The 11,851-nt window shown below is 71.4% G+C and carries 9 protein-coding genes and 1 riboswitch; of the genes, 2 read left to right on the plus strand and 7 right to left on the minus strand.

Annotated features, from left to right (window positions below):
* Positions 1-3: 3 nt before the first annotated feature.
* Together OG331_RS39775 and OG331_RS39780 are read right to left on the minus strand one after the other, a co-directional pair.
* The gene (locus OG331_RS39775) at positions 4-933 is read right to left on the minus strand and encodes an LLM class F420-dependent oxidoreductase (RefSeq protein WP_406205929.1); all 930 of its coding nucleotides are present in this window, start codon (positions 931-933) and stop codon (positions 4-6) included.
* A gap of 80 nt (positions 934-1,013) precedes the next feature.
* Positions 1,014-1,700 carry a DUF5995 family protein gene (locus tag OG331_RS39780; protein WP_406205932.1) on the minus strand — a complete coding sequence of 229 codons (687 nt, stop codon included), beginning with the start codon at positions 1,698-1,700 and terminating at the stop codon, positions 1,014-1,016.
* 173 nt (positions 1,701-1,873) lie between these two features.
* Here OG331_RS39780 and OG331_RS39785 point away from each other — a divergent pair, with 173 nt between their 5' ends.
* Positions 1,874-3,013: a glycoside hydrolase family 6 protein gene (locus OG331_RS39785; protein WP_406210615.1), complete on the plus strand. Its 1,140-nt coding sequence runs from the start codon at positions 1,874-1,876 to the stop codon at positions 3,011-3,013.
* Here OG331_RS39785 and OG331_RS39790 read toward each other — a convergent pair.
* Together OG331_RS39790 and OG331_RS39795 are read right to left on the minus strand one after the other, a co-directional pair.
* Positions 2,995-4,410, minus strand: a complete 1,416-nt coding sequence (locus OG331_RS39790; protein ID WP_406205934.1) for a uracil-xanthine permease family protein — start codon at positions 4,408-4,410, stop codon at positions 2,995-2,997. The two genes, OG331_RS39785 and OG331_RS39790, sit on opposite strands and share 19 nt — an antisense overlap.
* Before the next feature lie 107 nt (positions 4,411-4,517).
* Entirely contained in the window at positions 4,518-5,729 is a 1,212-nt protein-coding gene (locus OG331_RS39795) for an MFS transporter (RefSeq protein WP_406205937.1), read from the minus strand.
* Between the two features lie 158 nt (positions 5,730-5,887).
* On the opposite strand from OG331_RS39795, the gene OG331_RS39800 reads away from it, so the two are divergent.
* Positions 5,888-7,090, plus strand: coding sequence for an ROK family transcriptional regulator (locus tag OG331_RS39800; RefSeq protein ID WP_406205940.1), 1,203 nt, complete (start codon positions 5,888-5,890; stop codon positions 7,088-7,090).
* 163 nt (positions 7,091-7,253) lie between these two features.
* On the opposite strand, the gene OG331_RS39805 is transcribed toward OG331_RS39800, so the two are convergent.
* The 3 genes from OG331_RS39805 to OG331_RS39815 form a co-directional block, all read right to left on the minus strand.
* Positions 7,254-8,009, minus strand: a complete 756-nt coding sequence (locus tag OG331_RS39805; RefSeq protein WP_406205943.1) for an SDR family oxidoreductase — start codon at positions 8,007-8,009, stop codon at positions 7,254-7,256.
* Positions 8,010-8,124: 115 nt separating this feature from the next.
* On the minus strand, positions 8,125-9,012 hold the full coding sequence (locus tag OG331_RS39810; protein ID WP_406205946.1) for an RNA polymerase sigma-70 factor: 888 nt from the start codon (positions 9,010-9,012) through the stop codon (positions 8,125-8,127).
* A 96-nt stretch (positions 9,013-9,108) separates the two neighbouring features.
* The gene (locus OG331_RS39815) at positions 9,109-11,430 is read right to left on the minus strand and encodes a chitinase C-terminal domain-containing protein (protein WP_406205948.1); all 2,322 of its coding nucleotides are present in this window, start codon (positions 11,428-11,430) and stop codon (positions 9,109-9,111) included.
* 215 nt (positions 11,431-11,645) lie between these two features.
* A riboswitch (FMN riboswitch) is annotated at positions 11,646-11,776 on the plus strand.
* Positions 11,777-11,851: the final 75 nt, after the last annotated feature.

An 11,851-nucleotide genomic window follows, 5' to 3' on the forward strand; every position in this document is an offset into this window, starting at 1 on the left:
GGGTCAGATCCCGGCGGCCCGCGCCTTCTGGTACACCTCCGCGGCGACGTCCTTGAGTTCCTGGGCGTCCCGCAAAGTGGTCTGCAGGTCGAGGAGGAGCTCGTCCACGCCGACCTCGGCGTACGCCGCGAGGTCCGTCACGATCTGGTCGGCGCTGCCCTGGAAGGGCTGACGGTCGTCACCGTCGTAGGCCTTGGCCGAGTACATGGCGTTCACCCGTGGCACCCGCTCGATCGGCATGGTGCGTCCGCGCCGGGCGGCGATGTCCTGGATCTGCTGCCACGCCGTGGCATACCCCTGCACGTCCATGGCGACCGGGATCCAGCCGTCGCCGTGGTCCACGACCCGCGTCAGGGCCTTCCCGCCTCCCGCGGCCACGAGGATCGGGATCGGCCGCACGGGCTTGGGGCCCACCACGGCCGCATCGATCTTCGTGATCCGGCCCTCGTAGGACACCGGGTCCGGCCCCCACACCGCACGGCAGACGTCGATCACCTCGTCCAGCACCCGGCCGCGCTCCTCGATCGGCCGCACCGACGCGGCGGCGAACTCGTCGGTCGACCAGCCCGTGCCCAGACCGGCGACCACCCGGCCGCCGCTCGCCGCGTCCAGCGAAGCCAGGGCCTTGGCCAGCTGGAACGGTCCGTGCAGCGGCGCGACCAGGATGCCCGAACCCAGCCGGACGCGTTCGGTCACCGCCGCGGCCAGGGTCAACGTGACCAGCGGATGGGCCATGCCGCGGTACCAGTCCGGCCAGGGCAGGCCCGGGATGCCGTACAGACCCTGGGTGGGGGACTCGGGGACCAGCAGCCGCTCGTAGACCCACAGGCTGTCGTAGCCGATCTGCTCGGCCGTGCGGGCCACGTCCGTCACGTCCTTGGCGAGGTCGTACTGCCGGAGCTGGGGAAGACCGAGTCCGAGACGGATGGCCATGACTGGGTACTCCTTCACGATCGGTGGCCCCCCACCGGCCAACGTACTGCGAGCACGGGGAACTGCCACTCGAAGACCGGTCAGTCCGGCAGGGGCGTGAGAAGCATGCGTCCCGCGAACCCCACGGCCGCGTCCAGCCGCTCGGTGAACTCCCCGGCGAGGTCCGGGAGCCGGCGCAGTGCCCACAGCGCCCGCGCCGCCGACCAGGTGGCGTCCCGGGCCCGCTCCAGGCTCCAGGAGCCGAGCAGATGGGTGAGCGGGTCGGCGATCTGGAGCAGGTCGGGACCCGGCATCAGCTCTTCGCGGATGCGCTCCTCCAGCGAGACGAGGAGGTCACCCACCCGGTCGAACTCGTCCTCCAGCTCGGCCGGTTCGCAGCCGAGGCTACGACAGGCGTCCACCACGGCGAGCGCCAGATCGTGGCCGATGTGCGCATTGATACCCGCGAGCGCGAACTGCAACGGGCGTACGCCGGGATGCCGGCGCATCTGGAAGAGCGGCCGCCAGCACGCGGGCGGACGCCCCTCCTGCTCGGCCCTGTCCACCGCCGCGAGATACCGCTGCGCGAACCGCACGTCCAGCGTGATCGCGGCCCGCGTGTCGGTGAACCGACCGCCGTCGATGTGCCCGTCCACCGCCTCCGTGACGGCGAGGTAGACGCGGTTGAAGACCGCGACTCCGTCCCGTTCGGGCAGGGCCGCTTCCAGGGCGCGCATACGGGAGATGACCGCGTCCACGGGCGTGGTGAATTGTTCGCATTGCGCCATGGGGGCAGAGTCCCAGCTTTAGGCTGACGGGAGTGTCGGCGGGCCCGGCGCTTCCCCAGAACGGGGGAACGCGCTCGCTGTGGCGGAGGGGGAGCAGGAGGGTGCCAGGCTTACGTGCCCAGCGACTGGCCGCACGCAGGTCCGAGCGCAGGAGGGCGGCCCGGCGCCATGCCATGGTCGTGGCGGCCTCGGTCGTGGTCGCCGTCGGCACGGTGACCGGCATGATGTCCGCGCTCGACGACAGAGGGCGTTCCGACCAGGCCGGGCCGCCCGAGGTGATCCGCTCGCCGAGCCTGGAGCCCCTGCCGCTCGTGCCCTCACCCTCCCCGTCGGTGACGAAGTCCCTTTCGCCGACGTCCGCTTCACCGACACCGAAGAAGAAGCCCGCCCCCAAGAGCCCCACGCCCTCGCCGACCAGGACCGAGAGGAAGCAGCAGCCCGCCGTGGTGTCCGCCCGCCTCTACCGCCACCCCGACTCCCAGGTCCTCGACTGGGTCCGCGACAACGCCGGAGACCCGCGCCACGCCGTCATCGCGTCCCGGATCGCCGCCCAGCCGGCCGCGGTGTGGTTCGCCGACTTCACGCCGGACACCATCACCGCCCGGGTCCGCGCGGTCACTTCGGGCGGGTCCGCGCTGGGGCGGGTGCCGGTGGTGGTGCCCTACGCCATCCCGGGCCGTGACTGCGGCGGGTACTCCGAGGGCGGGGCGCCCGGCCTCGACGCCTACGACGCCTGGATCGACAGGTTCGCCGCGGGACTGGGCTCCGGCGACGTCATCGTCATCCTGGAGCCCGACTCCGTCGCCCAGGCCGAGTGCCTCTCCGCCGGTGAACGCGCCGACCGCTTCGCCTCGTTGGCCCGCGCGGGCCGCGCCTTCAAAGCGGCGAACCCCAGGGCGCGCGTCTACTACGACGCCGGGCACTCCGGCTGGAACGCGCCCGGCAAGCAGGCCGGGTGGCTGAAGCAGGCCGGCGCCGCCTCGGCCGCGTCCTCCGACGGCATCTTCAGCAACGTCTCCAACTTCCACGCCACGACCGACGAGATCGCCTACGGCCGACAGGTCCTCGACGCCCTCGACGGCCCAGCGAGCCTGGGCGCCGTCATCGACACCAGCCGCAACGGCGCCGGAGCTCCGGCCGACGGGGAGTGGTGCGACCCCGCCGGCCGCAGGCTGGGCCGGGCGCCGACGCTCAGCACCGGCGAGGCGCGGATCGACGCCTATCTGTGGGTGAAGCTGCCGGGGGAGTCGGACGGGTGCAAGGGCAGGCCCGGGACGTTCACCGCGTCGTACGCCTATGACTTGGCGCGCTGAGACCCCTCGCCGGTGTCGCTCTCGCTCTCCTCGTCGTAGGAGGACGTGCCCTCGTCGAGCAGCGGCCCTTGCGTCTTCAGGTGGGCCGGGGCGAACGCCCGCAGCGCGTGGTAGCCGGTGATGACCACCAGGGTGCCCAGCGCGATGCCGCTCAGCTCGAAGGTGTCGGTGAACTCCAGGGTGACGTTGCCGACGCCGATGATGATGCCCGCGGCGGCCGGCACCAGGTTGAGCGGATTGCGCAGGTCCACCTTGGCGTTTATCCAGATCTGCGCGCCGAGCAGGCCGATCATGCCGTACAGGATGACGGTGATGCCGCCGAGGACGCCGCCCGGGATGGCGGCGACCACCGCGCCGAACTTGGGGCAGACCCCGAAGAGCAGCGCGAAGCCGGCGGCGGCCCAGTAGGCGGCGGTGGAGTAGACGCGGGTCGCGGCCATGACGCCGATGTTCTCGGAGTACGTGGTGTTGGGCGGGCCGCCCACCGCGGTGGAGAGCACCGAGGCGGCGCCGTCCGCGGAGATCGCGGTGCCCAGCTTGCCGTCCAGGTTGTCGCCGGTCATCTCGCCGACCGCCTTGACGTGCCCGGCGTTCTCGGCGACCAGGGCGATCACGACGGGCAGCGCCACCAGGATCGCGGACCACTGGAAGGACGGGCCATGGAGATCGGGCAGGCCGATCCAGTCGGCCTTGGCGACGCCGGAGAGGTCGAGCCGCCAGTGGTCGGTGACCTTGCCGCTCGCGTCGGCCGAGTGGATCCTGCCGAAGATCCGGTCGAAGGCCCAGGAGATGCCGTAGCCGAGGACGAGGCCCAGGAAGATCGCGATCCGGGACCAGAACCCGCGCAGGCAGACCACCGCCAGACCGGTGAACAGCATCACCAGCAGCGCCGTCCACTGGTCCTGCGGCCAGTACGTCGAGGCGGTCACCGGGGCGAGGTTGAAGCCGATGAGCATGACGACCGCGCCGGTGACGATCGGCGGCATCGTGGCGTGGATGATCCGCGCACCGAAGCGCTGTACGGCGAGACCGATCAGGAAGAGCACGGCACCGACGACGAGGACCGCGCCGGTGACGGTCGCGCTCGAACCGCCGTCGGCCCGGATGACCGCCGCGACGCCGACGAAGGAGAGGGAGCAGCCGAGGTAGCTGGGCACCCGGCCGCGGGTGGCGAGCAGGAAGATGACCGTCGCCACGCCGGACATCATGATCGCCAGGTTGGGGTCGAGCCCCATCAGCACCGGCGCCACGAAGGACGCGCCGAACATGGCCACCACATGCTGGGCGCCGAGCCCGACGGTGCGGGGCCAGGAGAGCCGCTCGTCGGGGCGGACCACCGCTCCGGGCGCCGGAGTGCGTCCGTCGCCGTGCAGTTTCCAGCGGACGCCGAGATCCATGGTGCGGTTTCGCTTTCGTCGTGCGTGCGGGTGACCGGACCATTGTCAGGGACGTCAGAGGTGGCTCCGACCGGGGCTGATCAGGGCAGACCCTTCTCGCGAGGAGTTCACGGGCGCGGGTCGGGAACCGCCGCGTCCGGGCGGCTGATCTTCGGGCGGTCGCGGTCCCCTGCACGCAGGACGCGCGCGAACACGACCAGGCCGAAGGACAGCACGGTGACCAGGCAGAAGGACACCATCAGGCTGGTGGCCTGGGCGATCCCGCCGATCGCGCCCGGTGCGACCAGACCCGACGTGTACGTGATCGTCGCGACGCCCGCGATGGCCAGCGAGGGGTTGCTGCCGCTGCGGCCCGCCGCCGCGAAGCACAGCGGCACGACCACCGCGATGCCCAGTCCCAGCAGCGCGAATCCGGTCATCGCCAGAGCCGGACTGTCCGACACGACGATGAGCAGGCCGCCGAGCGTGGCGAGGACGCCGCCGGAGCGGACCGTGCGCACGGCGCCGTAGCGGTCGACCACCCTGTCGCCGGCCAGCCGGGCCAGCGCCATGGTCAGCGTGAAGCCGGTCGTGCAGGCCGCCGCGAGACCGGCCGAGGTGTCCAACTGGTCCCGCAGATAGACCGCCGACCAGTCCAGGCTCGCCCCCTCCGCGAAGACCGCGCAGAACCCGACCGCGCCGATGAGCAGCGCCGAGCGGGGCGGCAGCGCGAACCGGGGCGGCGGCTCCTCGTCCTCGGCGGGCTGCAGATCGAGCACCCACCGGCAGGCCAGGATGCCGAGGCAGGTGAGGGTCACCGCGGCGAGCGCGTGGTGCAGCCGGGCGTCCGAGCCCAGGTGGGCCGCGAGCGTGCCGGCTGCCGAGCCGATCAGGGCGCCGGCGCTCCACATGCCGTGCAGCCCCGACATGATCGACCGCCCGAGGCGGTTCTCGACCTCGACGCCGAGCGCGTTCATCGCCACGTCCGCCATGCCCGCCGTGGCGCCGAAGGCGAACAGGGCCAGGCACAGGGTCAGCAGGTTGGGGGCGAGGGAGGGCAGGGTGAGCGCGAGCGTCCACAGGGCGATCAGTCCGCGCAGGGCGTTGCGGGCCCCGAAGCGGTGGCTGATGCGGCCCGCCACCGGCATGGCGACGGAGGCGCCGAGCGCGGGGAAGGCGAGCGCCAGGCCCAACTGGCCCGCGCTGACGCCGGCATGGTCCTGGATCCATGGCACGCGTGTCGCGAACGACCCGGTGACGGCGCCGTGCACGGCGAAGACGGACGCCACGGCATAGCGGGCCCGCCTCACCTCGCGCAGGTCGTAGACCACTTCGCCCATCGTCCGGCCCCTCCCGGTTCTCGCTTCGTGCCGTGCGCCGCCGTAAACTATCAGGAACCCTGCCTGATAGATAGAGAATTAACCGGCCCCCGGCCCGGGCCCCAAGCCCCCGCCCTCGCCGTCCGCTGCCCGCCCCGCCGATCTGGAAGGATCCCGGCATGCCCGCATCCCCGAGCACCGCCCGGGCCATCAACGACCGGCTCGCCCTGCGACTGCTCCAGCAGGACGGCCCGTTGACGGCAGGGCAGTTGAAGCAGCTGACCGGACTGTCCCGGCCGACCGTGGCCGACCTCGTCGAGCGCCTCACCGCCGCCGGCCTGATCGCGGTGGTCGGCGAGGCCGGGGAACAGCGGCGCGGCCCGAACGCCAAGCTGTACGGCATCGTCGCGGACCGCGCCCATCTGGCGGCCTTGGACGTCCGTACCGAGGGGGTCTCCGTCGTCGTCTCCGACCTGGTCGGGGCCGTGCTCGCCGAGGCGTCGGTGCCGATCGGCGGCGACATCGGGACCGGGCCCGCGGTGGAGCAGGCGGTGGCGCTGGTGGAGCGGGTCGCCAAGGAGGCGGGGGCGGACCGGCTCCATACGGTCGGGATCGGCGCGCCGGGCCTGATCGACCCGGCGACCGGTGAGCTGCGTGACTCCACGGGCCTGCCCGAATGGCACCGCCGCCTGGTGGCAGCCCTTCAGGAACGGCTCCCCGAGGCACGCGTCAACGTCGAGAACGAGACCAACCTCGCCGCCCTCGCGGAACAGCGCGACGGGGCGGCCCGGGACCGGGACACCTTCGTCCTGCTGTGGCTCGGTCACGGCACCGGCGCGGCGGTGGTCCTCGACGGCGCGCTGCGCCGCGGCGCCTCGGGCGGTACCGGCGAGATCGGATTCCTGCCGGTGCCGGGCACGTCGGGGCCGCCGTCGGCGGTGGACTGCGAGGGCGGCTTCCACTCGCTCGCGGGGTCGGCGGCGATCGTGGAGCTGGCGGGGGCGCACGGGGCGAGTGTCGAGGGGGCGTCCGTGCATGAGCCGGCGGCGGCGCGGGTGGTGAGGGAAGCGGTGGCGTTGGTCGGCGGGCACGCTGCCGGCGATTCCGACCGCTTCCTCGATGCCCTGGCCGACCGCCTCGCCCTGGGTGTGGCCTCCGTCGTCGCGATCCTCGACCCCGGCTGTGTGGTCCTCGGCGGGGAGGTCGGGCAGGCCGGGGGAGAGGAACTCGCCGGGCGGGTGGAGGTGCGGGTCCGGAGGATGTCGCCCCTGGCCACGGTGGTGCGCCCCAGCAGCCTGGGCGGCGGCGCCGTTCTGCGTGGAGCGCTGCTCACCGCACGGGATGCCGCCCAGGACGATCTGTTCGCCCCGCCCGACCGCTGACGCGCTCGGCCGTACGGGCCGCCTCAGCCCCTTCCTGGCGAGGATGCCGGCGCTGCGGCTCAGGGCCGTCCTGGCCGGCGGCCCACACCGGGCCGCCGATCAAACCCCGCTTCCCCCAGCGCAGAGGTCCAGGTCAGGTGCCCGCCGGCCCGGAGAGCCGCCCTCAGACCCCCCGCCCGCCCCCGAACCGCCGCTCCAAGTACTCCTCGAACGTCCCCTTCCCCACCGCATGCCCCGGCGCCAGATGCCCGCCCGAGCGGAACCCCTCGTACCCCTTGCCCCGCAGCGGCAAGTTCACCACCGCCCGCTTGCGGCCCGTCGCCTTCAGGTATGCGCGGGCCAGGGAGTCGAAGGTGCGTACCTCGGGGCCGCCGATGTCCTCGACCCGGCCGGCCGGGTCGGCGAGGGCCAGTTCGGCGAGGCGGTCCGCGACCTCCGCCACCTCGATGGGCTGGTCCTTCACGCGGGCCGGCAGCAGCAGGACGGGCAGCTTGGACAGCATGCCGAGCACCCTCACCAGCAGGTCGTGGAACTGGGTCGCGCGCAGCACGGTCCAGTTGAGCCCCGACTCCTCGATCAACTTCTCCACGGCGAGCTTGGACCTGTAGTAGCCGTACGGCACCCGGTCGACGCCGACGATCGAGATGTAGACCAGGTGCCGTACCCCGGCCCTGCGCGCCGCCGCGATCAGATGCGCCGCCGCCTTCTCGTCGCCGCCGCCCTGCGAGCTCGCGCAGTGCACGATCGTGTCCACGCCTTGCAGCGCCACGTCCAGACCGGGGCCGCCCTTGCGGAGATCGACGGCGTACGGCTGGGCACGCCTGCTGAGCACCCGCACCTCGTGCCCGTCCGCACGCAGCCGTTCGCTGACGAGCCGGCCGAGTGTTCCGGTACCGCCGGTCACCAGGATCGTGGTCATGCTGTTGGTCCCTTCGGACGCCGGGCGCTCCCGGGTGGAGCGCCCCTCATCAGGTGAGACCGAGTACCCCGGCTGAAATGTGACAGCACCGGACGTGCCCCCTGCGGCGACCCTGCTACGCCCGCGCCAGCTGACGGCGTACGAAGTCCAGCTTGTCCGGGTTCACCATGGCCCACGCGTGCGCGATCAGCCCGTCCCGCAGCTCGAAGGCCACCACCGTGAGCAGCGTGTCGCCCTCCCAGGCGGCCAGCGCGGTCGAGCCGTTGATCTCGACCGCAGTGAAGTGCATGCCGGCCAGAAACGTCCGGGTGGCACCCGCCAGGAAGCGGAACACCTTGTCCCGGCCCTCGATCGGCCGCCGGGCCGCCGAGACCTTGCCACCGCCGTCGCTCGACCAGACGACATCGGCCGCGAGGAGCTTCTCCAGTCCACCGAGATCCCCGTCGCGGGCCGCTGTGAGGAACGACCTGACCAGTTCCTCCTGCCGCTCGGGAGTCGACTCGAACCGCGACCGCTCCTCACCCACCCGCTGCACCGCCCGCCGGTACAGCTGCCGGCAGTTGGCCTCGGTCAGCTCCAGCACCTCGGCGATCTCCCGGTGGCCGTACGCGAACGCCTCCCGCAGCACGTACACGGCCCGCTCGGTCGGGGTGAGCCGCTCCAGCAGCACCAGCATCGCCATGGACACGGCGTCCCGCTGCTCGGCGGACTCCAGGGGCCCGAGCGTGCCGTCCGAGGTGACCACGGGCTCCGGCAGCCAGGGCCCGACGTACTGCTCGCGCCGGGCCCTGGCCGAAGTCAGACGGGTGAGGCAGAGGTTGGTGACGACCTTGGCGAGCCAGGCCCCCGGATACTCGATCACGTCACGGTCGGCACCGCTGAAGCGCAGATAGGCGTCCTGGACGGTGTCCTCGGCCTCGTCGGCGGAGCCCAGCAGGCGATAGGCCAGGCCGAACAGCCGGGGGCGGTGGGTCTCGAACTCGTCGGCGATCGCGGTCGTCATGACCTTCACCCTGCCAGAGCCGCCGCCGGCGGTCGTTGGGAGACCCGGCGGCGGGCAAGGGCCGTCGTCACCGCCGCCGGGCCGTCTGCGCGGGGCTCAGCAGGCTCCGAGGTCCTGCCACACACCCCAGTCACCGGTGGTGCCGGGCTCCTCGCCCTTGGTCCACCACCTGGCCTTCCACGAGTGCCCCTCGTGGGACACCGTGCTGCCTCCGCCGTATTCCGTCGTGGCGTTCCAGACGGGGCCCGTGCACTCTCCACCGGAAGAGGTCGGAGTGGGGGACGGGGTTCCCGGCCCCGGCCGCACGACGGTCGGCCCGCGTGCCAGGTCCCCGGCCAGCGTGTACGTCTTCCCGCCGAACGTCACCGTCCAGTTCGACGGTGTCGACACCGGCAGGTAGTACACGAGGTCCAGCTCCGCCGACGCCCCCGGCGCCAGCGTCTGCCAGCCGGGCAGCTTCAGCGAGACCCGGTGGTGGTCGCCCTTCAGCCCGCCGACGTTGCTCCCCGTGTGGTCGCTGCGGGTCACCGAAGTCCCCCAGCCCGACTGGTCCTTGGCGTTCCCGGGCGCCGAGGTGCCGTAGTCGAACTGGAACTCCGTTCCGCCGGGCAGTGTCGCCGTCGAGTTGTTGGTGATCCTCAGCTTGGGGCTGATGGGGTAGTTGGAGTCGCCGAGCGGGAACTGCCCGAACTCGACGTCGATGTCCAGCGCCTCGGCCGGAAGGTCGATCGTGGACCGCTTCGCGCCGTACGGGGAGGCCGACTTGAACTTCTCGTACATCGCTGAGGTGAGCGTCGACCCCGGCTCGTACTGGCCCTTGCCCGCGTTCCAGCCGTAGTCCCCGGCCAGCTCCCACACCATCGTGCCGCCGATGCCCTGGTCGACGACATAGTCGGCCTTGGCGTTCACCGACTGCTCGTCCTCGGTGGACAGGAACACCTTCTTCTCGGCGTTCCACAGCCAGGGCGCCACCAGCGTGGAGTCGTACTTGCGGGCGTACGTGCCGCTCAGCCGGGTGTCGGCCGGGAAGCCGTACTCGGTGACGTAGTCCCCGACGACCCCCTTCTCCAGGTTCTTGGCGTGCCACATGGGGTTCGAACCCGCCGGCGACTCCTTGCCGGCGGTGTCGAGGTCGTGCCACAGGTTGTCGATCCCGACGGCCCCGTCCCCGCACTTGGTCAGTCCGGAACCCGCCGGACACGTCGTCGAGGGCGCCTTGCCCCACAGTCCGTCCGTGCCGCCCGTGACGTTCTTGAATCCCCTGGTGTAGTAGGGGAGTCCGATGTTGATCCGGCCCGCGGGCATCGAACCGCGGAAGTAGTGGTAAGCCCAGTCGGTGTTCAGATAGCCGATTCCGCCGTACTGGGACGTGGAATACACGCCCGCCGCCGAGAGTTCGGCGTCCTTTCCGTCATCGAAGAGCGAGGCGTTCGGGCCGACGTACTCGTTCCAGGCGCCGTGCAGGTCGTACGACATGATGTTGACGTAGTCCAGGTACTTCTGGACCTGGAACGTCTCCATGCCGCGCAGCAGATATCCGCTGGAGGGCGCCGCGACGGAAAGCAGATAGTGCCTGCCGTCCGCGGCTCCCGCGCGGTCGAGCTTCTCGCGGAGCGTCTTCATCAAGGCGGCATAGCCCTTGACCAGGCCGGACCGGCGGGCGTTGGAGACCGGCCAGTCGAACGGGTGGCCCGCGTCCTTCATGGACGTCGGGTACTCGTAGTCGATGTCGACGCCGTTGAATCCGTACTTCCTGATGAACCCGACCGCCGAATCCGCGAACGTGTCGATACCGGCCTGATTGACGGAGCCGTCGGCGTTCGTGGCCATCGAGTAGAAGCCGCCCGAGTTCACGCGCGTGCCGCTGTCGTCGAAATAGCCGCCGGTCTCGGCCCAACCGCCCACCGAAATCAGCGTCTTGACGTCCGGGTGCTGCTTCTTGAATTTGTTCAGCAGATTGAAGTGGCCCTGGTAGGGGAACGCCGGGTCCATGTCCGCGCCGCTCACGCCGGGCCAGGTCATGCCCGTCGCCGGGTTGGTCGCACCGTCCGAGCCGACGGAGATCTTGTTGCTGCCGTCGATGTGCGCAAAGGCGTAGTTGAGGTGGGTGACCTTGTCCCACGGGATGTCGGAGGCGAGGTAGGCGGGGGTGCCGTCCTTGCCGGTGCGCCAGCCGGTGAAGTAGCCGATCACCCGGCGCTGGTGGTCGGCGCCCATCTTCTCGCGGCCGGCCGAGTCGTAGACCGAGCAGTACGGGACGTCGACGTCGGGCGTCCGGTAGAGGCCGTCGGGGCGGCAGGACTCGTTGTCGGCGGCGTGCGAGACGGTCGCCGGGAGTCCGGCGAGAACCAGGCCGGCGACCGTGCCGAGGACGGCGAGCAGGGCGGGTCTCGCCCGGTTGCGTGAGGGGGACAGCAAGTCGGTTCCTCTCCACGGAAGTTGGGCAGACCCTAAAGAGGACTAGACCAGTCAGTCAATAGGTATGGACCAATAGGTGAACGGTCCATGAGTACGGCCGAATCCCGGCGCCGTCTCCGAGTGGAGAAGTCCAGCCGAGCGGCCTGTGAGCCACCCCACAACATTCGCCCGTATGGACGCCGATCAGGCGTGGCACACTGGCTCTGTACCAGTAGCAGCGCACTCCGGGGTCGGTGAAAGTCCGAACCGGCGGTTACAGTCCGCGACCCGGTCGCCTCCAGCGGCCGGTTGACCAGGTGAAATTCCTGGACCGACGGTTAAAGTCCGGATGGGAGGCAGTGCGCGGCGGGCGGGCATTCGTGCGCGCCGCCGTACCGGTTCGTCCTTGAGGCGAGCCCTGTCCGGCGTCGCCCTCGGTGTC

Origin of the sequence: Streptomyces sp. NBC_01017 (assembly GCF_045162795.1) — a bacterium.
Lineage (GTDB): Bacteria > Actinomycetota > Actinomycetes > Streptomycetales > Streptomycetaceae > Streptomyces > Streptomyces machairae.

Excerpts from the sequence above, each read along its gene's own strand:
- OG331_RS39775 (WP_406205929.1), bottom strand. The coding sequence starts at position 933 with ATGGCCATCCGTCTCGGACTCGGTCTTCCCCAGCTCCGGCAGTACGAC.
- OG331_RS39780 (WP_406205932.1), bottom strand. The coding sequence starts at position 1,700 with ATGGCGCAATGCGAACAATTCACCACGCCCGTGGACGCGGTCATCTCC.
- OG331_RS39785 (WP_406210615.1), top strand. The coding sequence starts at position 1,874 with ATGGTCGTGGCGGCCTCGGTCGTGGTCGCCGTCGGCACGGTGACCGGC.
- OG331_RS39790 (WP_406205934.1), bottom strand. The coding sequence starts at position 4,410 with ATGGATCTCGGCGTCCGCTGGAAACTGCACGGCGACGGACGCACTCCG.
- OG331_RS39795 (WP_406205937.1), bottom strand. The coding sequence starts at position 5,729 with ATGGGCGAAGTGGTCTACGACCTGCGCGAGGTGAGGCGGGCCCGCTAT.
- OG331_RS39800 (WP_406205940.1), top strand. The coding sequence starts at position 5,888 with ATGCCCGCATCCCCGAGCACCGCCCGGGCCATCAACGACCGGCTCGCC.
- OG331_RS39805 (WP_406205943.1), bottom strand. The coding sequence starts at position 8,009 with ATGACCACGATCCTGGTGACCGGCGGTACCGGAACACTCGGCCGGCTC.
- OG331_RS39810 (WP_406205946.1), bottom strand. The coding sequence starts at position 9,012 with ATGACGACCGCGATCGCCGACGAGTTCGAGACCCACCGCCCCCGGCTG.